The sequence below is a fragment of the Rhodanobacter koreensis genome (genome assembly GCF_054782855.1).
On record NZ_BAAGRR010000001.1, the window covers coordinates 402,851 to 422,600 of the forward strand.

Annotated in this window: 16 protein-coding genes; 7 read left to right on the top strand and 9 right to left on the bottom strand. The window is 64.3% G+C overall.

Annotation, left to right across the window (positions count from 1 at the left end; all coding sequences use genetic code 11):
* Positions 1-6: 6 nt before the first annotated feature.
* The 5 genes from ACYVKM_RS01680 to ACYVKM_RS01700 all read right to left on the bottom strand — a co-directional run bounded on the left by ACYVKM_RS01680 (position 7) and on the right by ACYVKM_RS01700 (position 9,631).
* The gene (locus ACYVKM_RS01680; protein ID WP_460875255.1) at positions 7-1,596 is read right to left on the bottom strand and encodes an alpha-L-fucosidase; all 1,590 of its coding nucleotides are present in this window, start codon (positions 1,594-1,596) and stop codon (positions 7-9) included.
* Positions 1,597-1,684: 88 nt separating this feature from the next.
* Complete coding sequence (locus tag ACYVKM_RS01685; protein ID WP_460875257.1) at positions 1,685-2,695, bottom strand: glucokinase; 1,011 nt, start codon at positions 2,693-2,695, stop codon at positions 1,685-1,687.
* A gap of 348 nt (positions 2,696-3,043) precedes the next feature.
* Complete coding sequence (locus ACYVKM_RS01690; protein WP_460875259.1) at positions 3,044-5,506, bottom strand: GH92 family glycosyl hydrolase; 2,463 nt, start codon at positions 5,504-5,506, stop codon at positions 3,044-3,046.
* A gap of 49 nt (positions 5,507-5,555) precedes the next feature.
* Complete coding sequence (locus ACYVKM_RS01695) at positions 5,556-7,031, bottom strand: glycoside hydrolase family 125 protein (RefSeq protein WP_460875260.1); 1,476 nt, start codon at positions 7,029-7,031, stop codon at positions 5,556-5,558.
* Positions 7,031-9,631 carry a beta-mannosidase gene (locus ACYVKM_RS01700; RefSeq protein WP_460876485.1) on the bottom strand — a complete coding sequence of 867 codons (2,601 nt, stop codon included), beginning with the start codon at positions 9,629-9,631 and terminating at the stop codon, positions 7,031-7,033. The genes ACYVKM_RS01695 and ACYVKM_RS01700 overlap by 1 nt, the downstream gene beginning before the upstream one ends.
* Positions 9,632-10,022: 391 nt before the next feature.
* Between ACYVKM_RS01700 and ACYVKM_RS01705 the strand changes: the two genes are divergently transcribed.
* The 4 genes from ACYVKM_RS01705 to ACYVKM_RS01720 all read left to right on the top strand — a co-directional run bounded on the left by ACYVKM_RS01705 (position 10,023) and on the right by ACYVKM_RS01720 (position 14,656).
* Entirely contained in the window at positions 10,023-11,081 is a 1,059-nt protein-coding gene (locus ACYVKM_RS01705; protein ID WP_460875262.1) for a LacI family DNA-binding transcriptional regulator, read from the top strand.
* 95 nt (positions 11,082-11,176) lie between these two features.
* Entirely contained in the window at positions 11,177-12,418 is a 1,242-nt protein-coding gene (fucP, locus tag ACYVKM_RS01710; protein ID WP_460876486.1) for an L-fucose:H+ symporter permease, read from the top strand.
* 43 nt (positions 12,419-12,461) lie between these two features.
* A complete protein-coding gene (locus ACYVKM_RS01715; RefSeq protein WP_460876488.1) occupies positions 12,462-13,448 on the top strand; it encodes a carbohydrate kinase family protein in 987 nt (328 codons plus the stop codon).
* Positions 13,445-14,656, top strand: a complete 1,212-nt coding sequence (locus tag ACYVKM_RS01720) for an AGE family epimerase/isomerase (RefSeq protein WP_460875264.1) — start codon at positions 13,445-13,447, stop codon at positions 14,654-14,656. Before ACYVKM_RS01715 ends, ACYVKM_RS01720 begins: the two co-directional genes overlap by 4 nt.
* Positions 14,657-14,671: 15 nt before the next feature.
* On the opposite strand, the gene ACYVKM_RS01725 is transcribed toward ACYVKM_RS01720, so the two are convergent.
* The 4 genes from ACYVKM_RS01725 to bufA2 form a co-directional block, all read right to left on the bottom strand.
* Positions 14,672-15,592, bottom strand: a complete 921-nt coding sequence (locus ACYVKM_RS01725) for a helix-turn-helix transcriptional regulator (protein ID WP_460875265.1) — start codon at positions 15,590-15,592, stop codon at positions 14,672-14,674.
* 118 nt (positions 15,593-15,710) lie between these two features.
* Positions 15,711-16,490: an HvfC/BufC family peptide modification chaperone gene (locus ACYVKM_RS01730; protein ID WP_460875266.1), complete on the bottom strand. Its 780-nt coding sequence runs from the start codon at positions 16,488-16,490 to the stop codon at positions 15,711-15,713.
* Entirely contained in the window at positions 16,487-17,338 is an 852-nt protein-coding gene (gene bufB, locus ACYVKM_RS01735) for an MNIO family bufferin maturase (protein ID WP_460875267.1), read from the bottom strand. The genes ACYVKM_RS01730 and bufB overlap by 4 nt, the downstream gene beginning before the upstream one ends.
* Positions 17,339-17,413: 75 nt before the next feature.
* On the bottom strand, positions 17,414-17,689 hold the full coding sequence (bufA2, locus tag ACYVKM_RS01740) for a BufA2 family periplasmic bufferin-type metallophore (protein ID WP_460875268.1): 276 nt from the start codon (positions 17,687-17,689) through the stop codon (positions 17,414-17,416).
* A 288-nt stretch (positions 17,690-17,977) separates the two neighbouring features.
* On the opposite strand from bufA2, the gene ACYVKM_RS01745 reads away from it, so the two are divergent.
* The 3 genes from ACYVKM_RS01745 to ACYVKM_RS01755 all read left to right on the top strand — a co-directional run bounded on the left by ACYVKM_RS01745 (position 17,978) and on the right by ACYVKM_RS01755 (position 19,670).
* Entirely contained in the window at positions 17,978-18,439 is a 462-nt protein-coding gene (locus ACYVKM_RS01745) for a DoxX family protein (RefSeq protein WP_460875270.1), read from the top strand.
* A 113-nt stretch (positions 18,440-18,552) separates the two neighbouring features.
* Positions 18,553-18,942 (top strand): thioredoxin family protein, encoded by a 390-nt coding sequence (locus ACYVKM_RS01750; protein WP_460875272.1) that lies wholly within the window; start codon positions 18,553-18,555, stop codon positions 18,940-18,942.
* A complete protein-coding gene (locus ACYVKM_RS01755; protein WP_460875273.1) occupies positions 18,942-19,670 on the top strand; it encodes a cytochrome c biogenesis CcdA family protein in 729 nt (242 codons plus the stop codon). The genes ACYVKM_RS01750 and ACYVKM_RS01755 overlap by 1 nt, the downstream gene beginning before the upstream one ends.
* The last annotated feature ends 80 nt before the right edge of the window (positions 19,671-19,750 follow it).

The window sequence follows — 19,750 nt, forward strand, 5'->3', positions numbered from 1 at the left end:
TCCGCATCAGGGGCGTTCCATCCCGATGCGGTACGCATAGACATGCACACCGGCCGGCTGCGCCGGCAAATCGAGGCTCAGGCCATCGGGCTGTTGCTTGAAGACAATCGGCTTGCCGGTCGCCAACGATGTCACCGAGGTGACCTTCGTCGCCGGGCCGATCGAATGGATCAGCGCATGGCCCGTCGTCGGCCACGCCATCTCGATGGCGTACAGCTGCGAGCCCTTCGTGGTGAAGCGGAAATCCTCCGCGGTGTACGGCTTGGTCTTGGTGTCCTCCATCGTGCCGGCAACCACTTGAGTCGGGCCTTCACCAAAGCGTCGCCATGGTCGCGTGCCGTAGATCGCCTCGCCATTGGTATGCAGCCACTGGCCGATCGCCTGCAGGATGTGCGTTGCCTGCGGCGGGATGGTGCCGTCGGCCTTGGGGCCGATGTTGAGCAGCAGGTTGCCGTTCTTGCTGACCACATCGGCGAGCAACTGCACGATCTCGTCAGGTGACTTGTAGGTATCGCCTTCGGCGTATCCCCACGAATCGGGGCTGACCGAGGTTTCGGTCTGCCATGGCTCCTGGCGGATATCCGCCGCCTGCCCGCGCTCGATGTTCATCGTGCCGGTGCCGGGACGCATGTCGTCGAGCTTGTAGAACTGCACGACCGGCTGCTTCCGCGCTGCCGCCTGGTTGTAGTAGAACGCGACGAACTCGGCCAGCGCGCCGCGGAAACGCGGCTGGCCGACCCACCAGTCGAAGTACATCAGGTCAGGGTGGTAGTCCTGCACGATCTCGGACGAACGCGCCAGCCAGTCGTCGAGGTAGGCGTCGGACACAAACGTCCAATCGACCTCCTGGCCGTCTTCGCCCTTGGCCGATTCCGACGGATGCGCCGGGCCATACAGCGCGGCGTAGCGCGGATCGTTCACGTCGGAATTGAAGGTGCGCCCGTATTCATAGAACCAGTCGTGCTCGGCCCGATGCGACGACAGGCCCAGCTTCATGCCCTGCGCGCGGATCGCCTTGGCCAGTTCGCCGATCACGTCGCGATGCGGGCCCATCTTCACCGCGGTCCAGTCGGACAGTTTCGAGTCGTACATGGCGAAGCCATCGTGGTGCTCGGCAACCGGCACCACATAGCGCGCACCGGCCTCGCGGAACAATTTCGCCCAGGCCTGCGGATCGAAATGCTCGGCCTTGAAACGCGGGATCAGGTCCTTGTAGCCGACCTGGGGCATCGGCCCATAGGTAGCCACCTGATGCTGGTAATAGTTGGCGTACTCGCCGGTGCGTTCGTAGGCGTGCCGCGGATACCACTCGCCTTTGTAGGCTGCCACCGAATACACACCCCAGTGGATGAAGATGCCGAACTTGGCATCCCGATACCACTCGGGAGTGCGGTAAGCGGTCAGGCTCTGCCACTCCGGCTGCATCGGTCCCTGCCAGGCGACCTTGCGGACCTGCGTGAGGATGGCCTTGCGCGCACCGTCGTATGGCCGGTTGGCAGCCACCCACTGCTGCTCGATCGTTGCCGCATCCGGTGGAGTCACCGAAGGTGGCGCATCGGCGGCGATCGCCGCCGTGCCGCAGATGGCGGCAACCATGCACGCCCCCATGCAAAACGATGGCACGCGATCCATCAGCCACGACCTGCGACCGTTCGTTCCTGCTTGCTGCTCGTCGCGCATGGACTCAGCCCGCCTGATCGTGGACGGGACGATTCATCAGCCAGCTCGCTGCGCCAATGACGCCTAGCTGGCCGTGATCCACCACATGCACGGGAATGGTTTGCAGGAAGGGGCGCATGGCACCCTTGTCGAGAAAGCGATGGATGAAAGCACTTTTCCGCACGAACCCGATCGTGCGGGCCAGAAAACCGCCGGCGAGATAGACGCCACCGGTCGCGCCATAAAGCATGGCCAGATCGCCCGCAAACGAGCCGAGCCATCCGCAGAACATCTGCAGCGTCTCCACGGCCAGTGCATCTTCGTTGGCACCCGCTGCCGCGGTAAGGGCCTCCGGCTGGTCGAACACCACCGGTTGCCGTTCCAGCCGGCACAAAGCGCGATACAGGCGCAACAGACCGGGGCCGGACAACACGTGGTCGTACGGCACATGGGTGTCGGCCAGTGCCAACTCGCCCAGCACTTGCTGCTCGCGACCCACGCGCGCGGCGAGCTGGATATGACCCGCCTCGGTGGCCAGGACGACCGGTCGCGGACCGGGCAGACGCACCGCCACGCCCAGTCCCGTTCCCGGCCCGACAACCACGACGGGGCCTGCGCCAGGTCGCGGATCTTGCAGCGGCATCATGCTGGCCACGTCCAGATAGGCCGTGGCATATGCCAGTGCCTCGAAATCGTTCATGACCTTGACTTCGTCCAGCGCCAGCACCTGCTCGAGTGTTGCCGGCACGATCGGCCACTGCAGGTGGCTGCTGACCACTTGGCCTTCATGCAGGAAACCCGCACAGGCGAGCGCGAGCTGCTGCGGCCTGACGGCGTACTCATCGCAGAATGCCCGCACGATGACATCCAGGCCCGCGTACTCGGCGCATTTGTAGGTACGGTGGGTCAGTACCGTCGGGGTCTCCCGATCCGGACCAAAGGCAACCAGCCCGACACGGGCATGGGTGCCGCCGACATCAGCGGCAAGCCATGCATGTCGCTCATCGAAGCGTGGAACTGTTGCCGCAACGGGCATGGCTCCTTCACGACCGGTGGGCAACGAGTCGATATCACGTATCGCGCAATGCATTTGGCCACCACCTTTCATGTACCGCTCCACCCGGATGTACCGCTCCGCTCAGCGCGCTGAATCGGCGGAGCTGTCACGTCGTCAACCTGCCGAACGAGCCCCGCGCATCCCCTCCCGAGCGTTACGAGGGTGGTCTTGAGGCAGCCCAGCGCGACACCGCCGTTGCATGGGTGAATTAATACTTCATATTTAGATCGAGGCAAGTTGCAACGCAACAAAACTGTCGCGCGAATTTCGAGTCATGCGATCCCGTGGCATTTCTGCCCGACACGCGAGGTTTTCAGCACACGCTGCTCAGGTGGCAGCGAGAGAAACCGCCGCCGTGGCCGGCATGCCGAACGCTGGCGGCCGATCGGCCAGGGCCGCACCGAATTGCCGGTTCGGCGTCGCGGACATGCGGAACTCCAGGGTGCCGCCAGCGGCCAGTTCGGCGTGGCTGATCCAGCTGCGTGTCCACGGCTTGCCGTTCCATTGCACCGATTCGATATAAGACCGCTCCGGCCCGTTGCCGATCGTGCGGATGATCAGCTTCCGGTCACCGGCAAGCGCGACCTCGGCGTGATCCAGCAGCGGACTGCCGAATACGTAATGAGTACTTACCGGATCGACCGCGTACAGGCCCAGCGCACTCAGCACGTACCACGCGCTCATCTGTCCGCAGTCTTCGTTGCCGGCCAGGCCATCGGGATCCGGCGGATACATGGTGTCCAGCAACATGCGCACGCGCGCCTGCGTCTTGTAGTGCGCGCCGGTATACGCGTAGAGATAGGCCACGTGATGGCTCGGCTCGTTGCCGTGCGCATACTGGCCCACCATGCCTGCGATATCCGGCGGCGCATCGGCCGGTAGTGTGGAGCTGGTGGTGAACAGCTCGTCCAGCTTGCGCTCGAACGTCTGCTGGCCGCCGAACATGTCCATGTACGCATACAGGTCATGCTGGTTGAGAAAGGTCGCTTCCCACGCGTTGGACTCGGTGAAGTCGCGCCATTGTTCCGAATGGCCCATGCTGCGCGGATCAAACGGTTCCAGCCATTGGCCATCCAGTCCACGTGGCCGCATGAAGTTCAGCTTCTTGTCGAAGACATGGCGATAGTTGCGCGAACGCCGGCGCAGTGCCTCGGCATCGTCCCTGGCGCCGGCCGCCTCGGCCAGATGCGCCATCGCCCAGTCGTCATACGCGTATTCGAGTGTCTTGCTGACGGCCTCGCCCTCCTTGTCGCTGGGGATGTAGCCCAGCTTGCGGTAGTACGGCAGGCCACGATAGTCGTCGTCCATCGCGCGCTTGCGATAGATCGGCCACGCGCGCGCGTAATCGATGCCGGTGAAACCCTTGGCCTGCGCTTCGGCGATCACCACGGCGGAGTGGTAGCCGATCATGCAGCCGGTTTCCACGCCTTGTAGCGGCCACACCGGCGGCCCCGCGGGACTTTCCGCGGCCATCCGCACCAGCCCGTTGACCAGGTTCGGCACGCGCTCCGGCTGGTACAGCGTCAGCAGCGGATGCAGCGCACGATAGGTATCCCACAGGGAGTACGTGCTGTAGTTGTGCTCGCCCTCCGGCAGCTGGTGCACGGCCAGGTCCATGCCGCGGTAACGGCCATCGGCGTCGCTGAACAGCGTGGGCGCGAGCATGGTGTGGTACAGCGCGCTGTAGAAGCTGCGCAGGACCGACGTGGACGATGACTCGATGCGAATGCGCGAAAGCTCACGCTCCCAGGTTTCCGCCGCGCTTCCCCGCACCCGCTCGAAATTCCAATCGGGAATGCCCGCATCGAGGTTGCGCAAGGCTCCATCGATGTCGACCGCCGAAATGCCCACCTTGACCAGCAGCGGCGCATGCGCTGCATCGTCGAGATGCAGCACGGCCTTCAGATGCGTGCCCCTGGCCTCGGACGTGCCATCCGGCAACGGCTGGTCTTCGCTGTACAGCGAGGCACGCGCGAATGGCCGCGACAGCTTCATCGCAAAATAGAGATGCCGCCCGTCCGCCCACTGATGCACGCGGCGACCGCCGACCAGGGTGTCGTTGCCGACGATGCGCAATGTCGCGTCGCTGACCTTGCACGGCACCTTGGCGTCGTCGTGGAAACCATGCGCGAGATCGACCAGCAGATGCGCGTCGCCGCCTTTGCCGAAAGTGTAGCGATGCAGGCCCGCACGCAGCGTGGCCGTCAGTTCGGCGAGGACGTCGTGATCGGTGAGGTGCACGCGGTAATAGCCGGGCACGCCATGCTCCGAGGCGCGGTCGTAGCGTGAACGATAGCCCTTGCCAGGATGCGCCACGCTGTCCGGTGACAGCTGCGGCCCATGCGCGGCGCCGTCGAAGCGCGAGCGGTAATTCTCGTCCGGCAGGCCACGTGCACCCGGCTGCAGCAGCACCGGCCCCTGCGCCGGCATCACCAGCACGTCGAGCATGTCGCTGGCGCCGGTGCCGCTGAGATGCGTGTGCGAGAAACCCATGATCGAGCCGTCGCCCTGGTGGTATCCCGAACTGGCATCCCAGCCCGCATCATTGGTGTCGGGGCTGAGCTGGACCATGCCCCACGGCATCGACGCGCCGGGATAGAGGTGGCCATGCCCGCCCGTGCCGATGAATACATCGACGTGCCGCGAGACACCGGCAGCCGACGACGATGCCTGGCCAGCGCCCGGATGTCTGCCCGCGACGCGTGGAGCGGCGAAGGCGGCAGCGGGATCAAGGCGACCGAGCAGGCCAAGGGCCGCTGCGCCTTGCAGGAATTGTCGACGGGTCACCATGCCATCTCTCCAGTTCGTCAATCATGTGCCGCGTGGAATCACGCCGCGCTCAGGCGCGCCGCAGCAGCTGGGGTTGTCGTCCGGCCAGGTCGACGATCAGCTCGCCGAACAGGCTGTTGGCCCAGGCGAACCAGGGCCGGGTGTAGTGCGTTGGATCATCCTGGTCGAAGGTCTCATGCATGAAGCCGCTGCCCGCATCGGTATCGCGCAACCATCCCAGGCATTGCCGGATCTGCGCGGGATCGTCGCTGCTCTGTGCATACAACATGATCGACATCGGCCAGATCATGCGCAGCCCCTCGTGCGGGCCACCAATACCTTCCGCCGCACGGCCCTTGAAGAAATACGGATTGCGCGCACTCCATGCCAGGTCACGCGTGCGGCGATACAGCGGATCGTTGCGATGGCAGCAACCCAGATACGGCAGGCTGAGCAGGCTCGGCGCATTCGCATCGTCCATGAACAACTGGTTGCCGAAACCGTCGATCTCGTACGCCCAATAATCGTGGCCGTCGTCGCGGCCATCACCATCGTGCATGCGCCCGTCGCGATGTACTGCCTGCTCCACTTCATCGGCGAGTGCTTCGCAATCGGCAGCGAAGGCGAGATCCCGGTGGATGGCACGGCTCATCTGCGCCAGCTGGCGCAGGCTGACCACGGCAAACAGGTTCGCGGGCACGAACAGCGGATACAGGCAGGCATCGTCGGAGGGACGGAACATCGAATGGATCATGCCGTTGGGCCGCGTCGGGTTGCCGTAGCCGCCGAGGAACTGGCTATCGGTCGGCACTTCCGACTCGCGCTGGAAGTGGTAAGGCCCGCGATCATGTTTGCGCTGCTGCACGCGGAAGGTCTTGAGCACCAGCTGCATGGCCGCACGCCAGTCGTCGTCGAACGGTTCCGTATCCGCCGTGGCCTGCCAGTAGCCATGTGCCATCCGGATCGGATAGCAGAGCGAGTCGATCTCCCATTTGCGTTCACCGACGCCGGGCTTCATGTCGGTGCTGTCGTGGCGTGCCCAGGACAGCGGCGGCGCATGCGGATCGGGCATGAACGCGTTCGCGTACGGATCGATGCGGATGCAGCGCGCCTGGCGCCGGATCAACCCGCGGAACAGTCGACGCAGTGCGGGATCACCGTCGGCCAGCGGAATATACGGCACCACCTGTGCGGAGGAATCGCGCAGCCACATGGCATCGATGTCGCCGGTGATGATGAAGGTGTCCGGCTTGCCGTCCAGCGTACCGAGCTCGACGGTTGTATCCAGCGTGTTCGGATAGCAGTTCTCGAACATCCACGCCAGCTTGGGATCGTCGATGACGGACTTCACCCGGGCAAGCTGGCGCTCGACGGCGTCGCTGGCAAACTTGCGCTTGCCTGGCGCAGGGCGCTTGCTCGCGTAGGTCGACCTGATGTCATTCGACGACACTCGTGCCTGCGCCAGAGCGGGCAGCACTCCGGCAGCGGCGCCAGAGGCAGCGACACCTAACCATTTCAGGAAATCACGGCGCGTCGGAGTGGACATCAGCGGGGCACTCCCGTCATGGCATCGGCCAGGTTCTGTATCTGCAACGCATGCCGCAGCCGGTCAAGCGCAACCCGGCTCTTCACGACCAGCGTCACGCTCTGTCCGGGCAGGATATCGAAGGCGTTGTCGGAAACCTCGGCGTCGAGATCGCCGAAGGACACCCAGACATCGCGTGCGAGCTTGTCGGCGCCGAGGGTCAACGTGTAGCCATCCGGCGCCACCTCAAGTTTGGACCGGACCTGTGGCGCAGGCAGCCGAAGGTTCCTGGCATCGTCGAAGAACACCAGGTTCCGCGATATCGTCCTTTCGCCATCGATCAGCTCGAACACGGCGAAAGTCGCATGCGGGTCCGCACCCTTGAGCAGCTGGGCGTCGGTGTAGCTGGCGACCCGGATGCTGGTCAGCGCAGGCAGGGTCACCGATTCCTCATGTTCATCCAGCACCTTGCCTGCGAAGTTCATCACGCGCATGCGCCAGCGTGCAGGCAGAGATGTCGTGCGGTCGGAAACCAGCGAAACCATGGTGCTGCCATCGTGCCGCAGGGCAGCAACAAGCAACGGGGCATAGAAGCGGCGTGCATGGAACTGCAGCGCCTTCCAGCGACCGTAGTAGTCGATGCTCGACCACGACGCTCCAGGCCAGACGTCATTGAGCTGCCAGTACAGCGAACCCATCGATTGCGGCCTGGCGGCGCGTAGATGCTCCGCCGCCAGCTGGATGCCATCAGCCTGCATCACCTGGCCGAGATAGACAAAAGACGAAAAATCCCTGGGAGTGCCGTAACTGCGCGAGATGTAAAGCAGAAGACGCTTGTTGCCGTTGCCGCTGTCGTATTTCTGGTGCGCGCGCATCACCGGCGATTCCGGCTGCAAGTCGCCCTGATCGGCAAACGCCTGGATCGTGCGCATCACCGGAAACGACTGCAGACCGTATTCCGACTGGAAACGCGGTGTGATGTCGAGGTACTCGGTGGCCGGCTTCGCTTCACCCGACCACACGTTCCAGTAGTGGTAATCACCGTCATCAAGCACGTTGGCAGGGCCGTCGTAATCGGTGCTCGGCGAACTCGCCCAGTACGGTACATCGCTGTCGTAACGGGTGACCACGTCGCGCAGCACATTGCCGAACAGATTGACCATGCCGGTGACGATGCGCTCGCGTTCGTCCGGCGAGACCGTCTTCTTGAATGCCTCGCGATCTGGCCAGGATTCCCAGCCGGTCTGCACCTCGTTGTTGCCGCACCACAACACGATGCTGGGATGGTCGCGCAGTCGCTTGACCTGCTCGATCGCTTCCTGCCGCGTGTTCTCCGTAAAAGCCACATCGTGCGGCGGGATCGCACCGCCGAACATGAAGTCCTGCCAGATCATGATGCCGAGGCGATCAGCCATCTCGTAGAAACGGTCCGATTCGTAATAGCCACCACCCCACATGCGCAGCATGTTCATGTTGGCGTCGCGCGCGGATTCCAGCACGTGGCGCACCTGCGCATCACTGACACGTGTCGGAAAACTGTCGAAGGGAATCAGGTCGGCGCCCTTGGCGAACACCGGGATGCCGTTGATGACGAATTCGAAACTCCTGCCCCACTGGTCCTTCTGCCGGCGCAGTTCGACGGTGCGCAGGCCGGTGGCGTGCCGGGCGCTGTACTGCTCGCCATCGGCATCGCGGATGCTGGCCTTGAAGGTATACATGTCCTGCGCGCCGTACCCGGCCGGATACCACAGCTTCGGACTGGCGATGCGCAACGGCACGCTGACCGGGTTGCTGCCGGGATCGACCGTGACGTCACGCTCGACCTGCGCGACCGGCTTGCCGTCAGGACCGCTTACCTCGACGTCGACGTGCAGTGGCCGACTGGCATCGGCCTCGATCTCGAACTGCGCGTCGACATGCGCGGCGGTGGCGCTGATATGCGTCTGCGCAATGTGGAAATCGGCGACGCGCAGCACATCCCAGCTGTCCAGATGCACGTCCTGCCAGATGCCCTCGGTAACGATGCGCGGGCCCCAGTCCCAGCCGTATTGATAGTTGGCCTTGCGCAGGTAATTGGCCGTCTGTTTGCCCTTGGGTTCGTCACCGAAAGACGAATCGAACTCACCCGGCAATGCATAGGGCTGCTTGAGCAGCCACGGCTGCAGGCGTTTGATCGGCGAGTACAGCCGCACTTCCAGCGTATTCGCGCCTTCGCGAAGCAGTGACTTCACCGGTATCCGCCAGCGGCGAAACATGTTGTCGGCGGCGATCAGCCTGCTGCCATTGAGATAGACGTCCGCAAAGGTGTCCAGGCCGTCCAGCACCAGCTCGATGTGCTTGCGTGCCAACGTGGCGCGGTCCACGTTGAACACCGACCGATACTGCCAGTCGGACAGGCCCACCCACTGAATCTGCGCTTCGTTGTCTCGATGGAACGGATCAGCGACCAGGCCGGCCGCCAGCAGGTCCGTCTGCACGGTGCCGGGCACGGCGGCGGGTTGCCAGCGCGCGGCCTGCGGGTGAGCTGCGGCATGGCCGTCACCCGGAGCGAGCCGGAACTGCCAGCCGCCGTCCAGCATCTGCGTAGTCAGGGATGCCGCCATGCCATGCAGCGGCAGCATCAGCGCCACCAGAGCAATGATTGCCCGGATCAGGCCTCGCTCCATGCACAACCGGTGCGCGCGTGATCTCACTGGGTTGATCGAGGCGATCATGTTGATACCTGTACGCGGCAGCAATGTCGTGGGGGCGCAGCAACAAGTCCGGTCATGGCAGCTGTGAACATCCCCGACCCCTTACCCAAGGCAGCGATCCTGTGTGCGGCCTGTCTCGTCACTCACGCACACGAGCTGCTTGCGCGAACCATCGAGGTGCTGTCCACTGAAAATTTAGATCGATCTATTTCTGTACGTTAGCATTCGTTTCGCGGCCGATGCATGCCGCACTGCAATATGCCGTTGCATGCTCGATTTCGGTTACATTTGGATCGTTCCAATCAGCGGATAGCCGGCCATGGCCACGGAAAGCACCCACCCTGTCCATCGCAAGATCACCCTCAATGACATCGCCAGGGAATGCGATGTCTCACGCGCCACCGTCTCACTGGTGCTGCGCGGCAGTCCGCTGGTGAACAAGCACACCCGTGCCCGCGTCGAGGAGGAACTGCGCCGGCAGGGCTACGTCTACAACCGTGCCGCCGCCAATCTGCGCCGGCGTACTTCGTCCAGCATCGCGCTGGTACTGAACGACCTGGCCAATCCATTCTTCGCCGAGTTCGCCGCGGGCGTCGACGCTGCGGTCGGCGATGCCGGTTTCGTCACCCTGCTCGGCTGCACCAGCGAATCCTCGACGCGCGAACAGGCGGTGCTCGGCTCGCTGATCGAACACGGACCGGCCGGCATCATCCTGTCGCCGGCCGAAGGCAGCAACGCACAGCAGGTGCTGGCCGCGATGGGCGCACAGACGCCGTTGCTGCTGTTCAACCGAGAACTCGGCGGCGACCTGCCGGAATACGCGCACTGGGATCTGCTGATGCTGGACAACCAGCGCGGCACCCGGCTCGCTACCGAACACCTGATCGCGCAAGGCCACCGGCGCATCGCGTTCTTCGGCGGCCATCGCGACTCCAGCTCCTGTCGCCAGCGCCACGCCGGCTATGCCGAAGCGATGCAGGCGGCCGGCCTGCACATCGAACCGCACTGGCAGGTGGAGTGCGCGCCGACCCGGCTCGATGCCGCCGGCCGGACTTCCGCACTGTTCGCGAGCACGCCGATACCGACCGCGGCGGTCTGCTACAACGATGCCGTTGCATTGGGCCTGATGCTCGGTCTCAACCAGCGTGGCCTGCAACCGGGTCGCGACTTCGCCCTGACCGGCTTCGACGACATTGCCGAGGCATCCGTGAGCATGCCGCCGCTGACCACGCTCAGCGCGGCACCGCGCGCACGCGGCCGTCAGGCCGCCGAACTGCTGCTGCAACGCCTGCGCGAACCGGCGGCCAGCACCCGTCGCACCATCGCGCCGGTGCAACTGGTCATCCGCGAAAGCAGCTGCCCGCCAATCACCGTCTGACCTTTCCATCCAGGGGACCCCCTATGGCCTTTGCCACTGCGCCACAGTCATCCGCCACCACTGGTTCATCCGGCCAGCGCTACACCGATTACCCGATGGCGCTCGGCGTGCTCACCACGATCTTCTTCATGTGGGGCTTCCTGACCTGCCTCAACGACATCCTGATTCCGCACCTGAAATCGATCTTCCAGCTCGGCTACGCGCAGGCGATCCTGGTGCAGTTCACCTTCTTCGGCGCGTACTTTCTGATGGCGCTGCCGGCCGGGCGATTGGTCGCCGCACTGGGCTACAAGAAGGGCATCGTCGCCGGACTGGCGATCGCCGGACTCGGTGCACTCGGCTTCTGGCCTGCTGCCGACCTGCACCTGTATCCCGCCTTCCTGGGTGCGTTGTTCGTACTGGCCACCGGCATCACGGTGTTGCAGGTGGCCGCCAATCCGTATGTGGCGTTGCTGGGACCTGAGGCGACCAGTTCCAGCCGGCTGACCCTGGCGCAGGCGCTGAATTCGCTGGGTACCACGCTGGCCCCCTTGTTCGGCGGCCTGTTGATCCTCTCCAATGTCGTCAAGAATCCCGACGAGCTGGCCGCGCTGGCGCCGGCCCAGCGGCTGCTCTATGACACCCAGCAGGCCCAGGCGGTGCAGTTCCCCTATATCGGGCTGGCCGTGGTGCTGTTCCTGCTGGCGATCTTCGTATGGTTGTTCCGCCTGCCGGCGTTGAGCGAGGCCACCGACAAGGGCGACCACGACAAGCACGGCTTCATCGAGGTGCTGCGCCATCCGCACGTGTTGTTCGGCGTGCTCGGCATCTTCTTCTATGTCGGTGCCGAAGTGTCGATCGGCAGCTTCATGGTCAATTACCTGTCGATGCCCGATATCGGCCACATGAGCGAACAGCAGGCAGCACACTATGTGTCCTGGTACTGGGGTGGCGCGATGGTCGGCCGCTTCATCGGTTCGGCGCTGATGGCGAAGTTTTCACCACGAAAACTGCTGGCGCTGTTCGCCACGATCAATGCCCTGCTGGTATTGACCACCATGCTCGGTGGCGGCGACATCGCGGTGTACAGCATCATCGCGATCGGCCTGTTCAACTCGATCATGTTCCCGACCATCTTCGCGCTCGGCATCGAGCGGCTGGGGCCGATGACCAGCAAGGCCTCCAGCCTGCTGATCATGGCGATCGTGGGCGGTGCCGTGATTCCCTATGTGCAGGGCGTGTTTGCCGACCACATCGGCCTGCAGCATGCGTTCTTCCTGCCGCTGCTCTGCTATCTGTACATCGTGTTCTACGGCATCCGCGGCTCCAGGGTGCGCAACCTGCCGCAAGCCGGCTGAAAGGGGCGTTGCGCTGCCCGAGCCTTTCCCATTCCGAGAAATCATCCGCATGTCCAAACCACCCATCCTGTGCTTCGGCGAGGCGCTGATCGACTTTCATGCCGAAGGCGGCGCCGGCTCCGGTTTTGCGCGGCAGTTCGTGCCGTTTGCCGGCGGTGCCCCGGCCAACGTTGCGGTGGCCGCCGCCCGGCTCGGCGGCACGGCACGTTTCGCCGGCATGCTGTCGCATGACCGCTTCGGCGATTTCCTGCTGGACAGCCTGCAGCATGCCGGCGTCGGCACCGACGACGTGGTGCGCACCGAGGCGGCGAATACCGCGCTCGCGTTCGTCACGCTGGATGCCCACGGCGAACGCAGCTTCAGTTTCTATCGCGAGAACACGGCCGACCTGCTGTTCCGTCCGTCTGATTTCCGCGCTGACACGTTCCGCGATGTCGCCGTGTTCCATGTCTGCTCCAACAGCATGACCGACCCGGCGCTGGCCGCAGCCACCCGCGAAGGCATGCAACGCGCGCACGCCACCGGCGCACTCGTCAGCTTCGATCTCAACCTGCGTCCGGCGCTGTGGCCGGCCGGCCCCGATCCCCAGCCGCTGCTGTGGCCGGCGTTGCATCTGGCCGATGTGGTGAAGCTGAGCGCAGAGGAATTCGCGTGGCTCGCGGTGGATGGCGAGCAGGCCGCACTGGACCGGCTGTGGCTGGGCCGCACCCGGCTGGTGGTGGTGACCGATGGCTCCAAGCCGCTGCGCTGGTTCCATCCCGATGCCGACGGTGAACTGCCGTGCTATCCGGTCGACGTGGTCGATTCCACCGCCGCCGGTGACGCCTTCGTCGGTGGCCTGCTGTGCTGCCTCGCCGAGCTTGCGGCCGGACCGGACCGGATCGACCAGCTCGTCACCAAACTGCCGCGCCTGCACGCCATGCTGCGCTTCGCCGCTGCCTGCGGCGCGCTCACCGTCACACGCCAGGGTTCGTTCGCCGCGATGCCGCGCGGCGACGAAGTGCTGGCTTTCATGGAGCAACAGGCATGAGTGCCGCTCCCGCCATGCCCGACTTCCGTTCCGCCGCATTCCTGCGCAGCCATATCGCACAGACGATGGCGTTCTATCACCCGCGTGCGATCGATCCGGACGGCGGCTTCTTCCACTATTTCAAGGACGACGGCACGATCTACGATCGCCGCCATCGTCACCTGGTCAGCAGCACGCGCTTCGTCTTCAACTATGCGATGGCGGCGCTCGAGTTCGACAACCGTGACTATCTGGCTGCGGCGCGACATGGCCTGAGCTACCTGCGCGAGGTACACCGCGATCCGCGCAGCGGTGGCTATGCCTGGACGATCCGTGACGGCCAACCGGAAGACCGCACCAACCACGCCTATGGCGTGGCCTTCGTGCTGCTCGCCTATGCCACCGCCTGCAAGGCCGGCATCGCCGAAGCCGCGGCATGGATGGACGAGACATGGCAGCTGCTGGAGCGGCACTTCTGGGATGCCGATGCCGGGCTGTACCGCGACGAGGCCGATGCCGACTGGCACTTCAGCGACTACCGCGGACAGAACGCGAACATGCACATGTGCGAGGCGATGCTGGCGGCCTACCAGGCCAGCGACGAGCCGCGCTACCTGGAACGCGCGCTCACCCTCGCCGATCACATGACACGCCGCCAGGCGGCCAAGGCCGGCGGACTGGTGTGGGAGCACTACGACAGCGACTGGAAGATCGACTGGGATTACCACCGCGACGATCCGAAACACCTGTTCCGCCCGTGGGGTTTCCAGCCGGGTCACCAGACCGAATGGGCCAAGCTGCTGCTGATCCTGGAACCCTTGCTGCTGGAGCGCGGCCGCGAGGAAAACTGGCTGCTGCCGACCGCGAAGCAGCTGTTCGACACCGCGCTGGCGCGTGCCTGGGACAACGAATACGGCGGCATCTGCTACGGCTTCGCGCCGGACGGCAGCGTGTGCGACGACGACAAGTATTTCTGGGTGCAGGCCGAATCGCTGGTCGCCGCCGCGCTGCTGCATGCGCGCACCGGCCTGGCCGTATATGACGACTGGTACGGGAAGCTGTGGGCATACGCGTGGGAGCATTTCGTCGATCACCAGTACGGTGCCTGGTACCGCATTCTCACCCGCGACAACCGCAAGTACGACGACGAGAAAAGCCCGGCCGGCAAGGTCGATTACCACACCATGGGTGCCTGCCACGAATTGCTGCACGTGTACCCGTCGGGCTGATGCCGCCCCGGAGGCTCAGTTCAGCACCCGGCTGGCGGCATCGGCACGGATCCGGCCGGGGCTGATCCCGCTCACCCGCTTGAACAGGCGCCGGAACGCCGCCTCGCTGCTGTAACCGAGCTGCTCGGCGATGCATGCCACAGACTGCTGCCGGGTGCGCAGCAATTGTTCGGCGATGCTCACGCGCCACTGCGTGACGTATTGCATCGGCGGCATCTTCATCAACTGCGTGAAGCGCTCGGCGAACGCCGAGCGCGACATGCAGGCATGCGAGGCCATCGATTGCATGGTCCACGCATGACCCGGAGTTTCATGCACAGCCTGCAGCACTCTGGAGATGCGCGCGTCGGACAATGCCGCAAACACGCCGCGCCGCTCGCCGGCGCGATGGACGTAGTCACAGACGGCTAGCGCGAACATGGCATCGGCCAGCTTGTTCAGAAGCACCTGCCGGCCGGACAACCCGGCATTCACCACCTCGACCATCATGCGCGACAACTGCCGGAAGGTGTTGCCGGCGTCTTTCGAGCGGACCACGAAGCAGGCAGGCAATGCATGGCTGAGCGGATGTTGCGAGTTGCCCGAGAAGTGCAGTTCGCCGCAGATCAGACTGGTGCGATCGGCGTGCTCCGAAGCCGTGTGGCCGACCGCGCCGAGTCGATGCGGGTCGCCGTGCGGAAAGATCACCAGATCGCCCGCCTCCAGATCCAGTGCGTGTTCCAGTGCGCTGCAATGAACCTGGCACCGGCCTGCACCAACCAGATGGAAAAGGCCGCAATGATAGCGTGGCTCGTCGAGAAACCATGAGCCGCAGCGGTGCAGTTCGGCGACGACATCCACCCGCAGCATGGACTGATTGAGCAACGACTCGAGCGCCGGTTCGATCAGCGTGGGACGCGGCCCGTCGGACAACATCGGATTGAGTTCGATATACACGGGACGTCCTTCCGTCGAGTAGCTCTATGGCTTACTTCGTCGGAAGCACGTTGAGGGTTACACGTCCGATTTACCCCCATGGACACCGGCGCAGACCGGGGCGACCAGGCAGATACCTTCAAGGCAACGACCAGCCGCCGATCAGCCCACTGCCGAGCCACTGTTGCAGCAGGCCGGCCATACGCCGCATCGCGATCGCCGGATCGTGATGTTCGGCAAGACGCTCGCACAACGACGCAAACGATTCGCCATTGATGGCTCCTGCCAGCGCGGAGCGTTCGTCAGCCTCGATCTGCCGGTAGCGCACGGTCAGCGACTGGCGCCAGACCAGCAGATGACGCGACTTGTCATAGCGACGCCGGCGCGGGCGCGGATCGCTGCGATCGGCGGCGCGGCGGAAGGACTCGACGTTGTGCCGGGTCGACAGCACCTGCAGGTGCGCGAGCGGACGCAGGCGCAGGTCCGCCCATGCATCGGCGGGCACGCCGGCCAGATCCGTCGTGGCAAGCGCAGGCTCATCGGCCGCATCGAATGCCGTGGAGATGGCCCAGTCCAGCCCTGCCATCTCGGCCAACTCGGGCTTGTCGCGCCAGGGCAGCGTGTACTCCAGAAACGCTGCCAGGCCGGCACCGTGCCAGCGGATGTTGTAGTGGCCGGAAGGATGCGCCTCGACATAGCTTTCCAGCAGGTTGCCGAAACGCCGGCCTGCCATCATGGCCAATCCCGGGAATTCCGTGGCCAGCGCGTCGCGCAGGCGGATGCGGTAACCATGTCGATAGATGGCCAGCCGACTCGCGGCATCGGCGCGTGCATCGGCATGCAGCTCGGGCAGCCTCGGCGACTGGTCGGCCAGCACGGCTTGCAGCAGGTGCTGCTGCAACGCCTGCAGGCTGCTCATGCCGCCTCCTGCAGCAAGGGCATCGCCAGCAAACGCGCATGATCGAGCTCGGCCAGCAACTCGGCCAGCGGCGGCATGTGGTCGTCGCGTTCGATCATCGCCGAGACCCTGCCGTAGCGACGCACGGCTTCGATGTAGAGCTCCCACACTGCATCGACGACCGGCGCATCATGGGTATCGATGAGCAGATGCCCGCCATGCTCATGACCGGCCAGATGGAATTGCTGCACGCGTGAAGCCGGGATGCCGTCGAGATAATCCAGCGGCGAGAACCCGTGGTTGTGCGCGCTGACATGGATGTTGTTGATGTCGAGCAGGATCAGGCAGTCCGCGCGCTCGGCCACCGCGGCCAGAAACTGCCACTCGGTGAGCTGCGAATCGGCAAAGCTGATATAGCTGGAAACATTCTCCAGCAGGATGCGCCGGCCCAGCACGTCCTGCACGCGCCGTACCCGATCGACGACATGCGTGAGCGCTTCCTCGGTATAGGGCAATGGCATCAGATCATGCAGGTTGACGCCCTGCACCCCGGTCCAGCACAGGTGGTCGGAGATCCATGCGGGTTCCACACGCCGTGCCAGCGCGGCGAGGCGGGCAAGATAACCCTCATCCAGCGGATCGGTGCTGCCGATCGACATCGATACGCCGTGCATCGCCAGCGGGAAGCGCTCGCGGAATTTTTCCAGCCAGACCAGCGGGCGCCCGCCGGGAATCATGTAATTCTCGGAAACAACCTCCAGCCACTCGACATGGCCAGGGTTCTCGAGCAATGCCTCGTAATACTCGACGCGCAGACCCAGGCCATAACCCAGGCAGGGCAGCTTGCGAGAGTTTGTCTCGGTAGTCATGGCATCGGAGACCGTGAGCAGGCAACTTGAAGAAGAAGGGCTTTCCAGCCACGCCGGAAAGCCCTTCTGGCGGTATCAGGAAGACTTGTTGGCTGCCTGGGCAGCCGTGCAGTCGGCCTGGGTCTTCTGCATGGTGAAACCCTGACCCTTGCACGAGTTCTGACCCTTGCACGAATTGGTTGCCTGCTTGCACGCGCCATGACCCTTGCAGGATGACGAGTTCATGCACTTGACCGCGGCCGCACTGCCGGCACCGCTCGGAGCAGCGACGGCAGCGGACATCGAGGACACGGCGAACATACCGGCGACCATCATGGCCATCGCGGCACCGTTGAGTTTGTTGGTCTTCATTAAAGTAACTCCTGACAAGTCATGTGGGCCGCATCGGTGCGGCATGAGGGAGATCTTGCCGGGCTGGGTTTTCGTACCGCCTTGAACCCGTTCCGACAATCGCATTCTCTGCATCAGCGTGGCTGCTGACTGTTCCCGCGCATCCTGTTTTTGTGCCCGATCGTCCGGCATCGAGCAAGCCGGGGCACGACCGGACGCACGGCAAGAAAGCGTGGACGCCCGAACATGGCGGGGCGCCGATGACCACCCGCATGATGCTGGCACACCCATGCTCACAGGACTCCCATGATGCGCCAGTTCATCGCTGACAAGGCTTCACGCCTGCTCGACCTGCTCCACGCCGGACGCTGGATCGGCCCGCTCGTGCCACGCCTCGTGTTCGGCTATTTCTGGCTGGAAACGGGCATCGCCAAAGTACAGAACCTGGACGGGTTCACCCAGCGCTTTGTCGGCTGGCATATCCCCTACCCCGCGTTCAGCGCCGGCCTGTCGGCCTGGACCGAACTGCTTGGCGGGCTGCTGATCATGCTCGGTCTGTGCACCCGGCTGATCTGCATACCGATGCTCATCAACATGGCCGTCGCCGTGACCCTGGTGGTATCGACCAACCTCATGGGACTGGACGATTACGTCGAGGCGGACGAGGTGGTCTACAGCCTGATCTTCTTCTGGCTGCTCATCGCCGGCCCCGGCAAGGCCAGCCTCGACACGCTGCTGGCGCGCTGGCTCGGCATTCGCACGCATGCCTGATCGGTGGCCGCACAGGTAACCGGGGCGATCCCGGCAACGAAAAGCTGGGTGCATCACGTCGAATCACGTCGACGAAGTCCATCGGCACACTTTCCATGACTACGGGTACCACCATGAAAACAGGCATAGGCAAATATTTGATGGGCGGCGCACTTTCCCTGATGCTGGCCGGCAGCGCACTGGCGGCCGAAGTGCCGTTCAACCAGGCCCGCTTCGAGCAGGCCAGGGCGTCTGGTCAGCCGGTAGTCGTCTATTTCCATGCGGACTGGTGCCCGACCTGTCGCGTGCAGCAGCCGATCGTGGCCCGGCTTGCCGCAGAACCACAGTTGAAACCGGTGACGATCTTCGAGGCCGATTACGACACCGAAACCGCGCTGGAGAAAACGTTGAAGGTCACACAGCAGTCGACTTTCGTCGTCTTCCGGCAGGGCCACGAAGTCACCCGCTCCACGGGCCAGACCGCAGAGCCGGCAATCCGCGCGACGCTGCTGAAGGCCTTGTAATGGACTTCGGCATCGGCACATATGCGGTGAGCTTTCTGGCTGGCGTCGCATCCATCCTCTCGCCGTGCGTGCTGCCGATCCTGCCGATCCTGATCGCCTCGGCACTGTCCCGGCATCGCCTTGGCACGGCGGCGCTGGCGCTGGGACTCGCGTTGTCGTTCGCGCTGGTCGGCATCTTCATCGCCACCCTGGGCGCATCCATCGGCCTGGGCCCCGAGACGATGCGGCACGTAGCTGCCACGTTGATGGTGCTGTTCGGCGTGGTGATGCTCTCGTCATGGCTGCAGGCCGGATTCGCGCGTTTCAGCTCGGGCCTCGGTTCGACCGGTCAGCGCGCGCTCGGTGCGATCAAGGGCGAAGGCCCGCTCAGCCAGTTCCTGATCGGCCTGCTGCTCGGCCTGGTCTGGAGCCCCTGCGTCGGCCCCACGCTCGGTGCCGCCACCACGCTGGCGGCACAAGGCAGGGATCTCGTCCAGATCAGCCTGCTCATGCTTGTATTCGGACTGGGCGCCGGGTTTCCGCTGCTGATCCTGGGTGGCCTGTCGCACGCGACGATGATGCGGGTGCGCGGTTCACTGGCATCCGTCGGACATGTCGCGAAGTCGGTGATGGGCGGTCTGTTCGTGCTGCTCGGCGTACTCATCCTCACCGGCCTCGACCGCCGGCTTGAAGGCTTTCTCCTGTCGATCAGCCCCGAATGGCTGACACGGCTGACGACTTCGCTGTGACGGGCAGATGTCCTGCAGGAAATGCCACGGCCCACGTCCGCGGTCGAAAGGGTTCGCCACCTGCATGAGTCCTGCGGCAT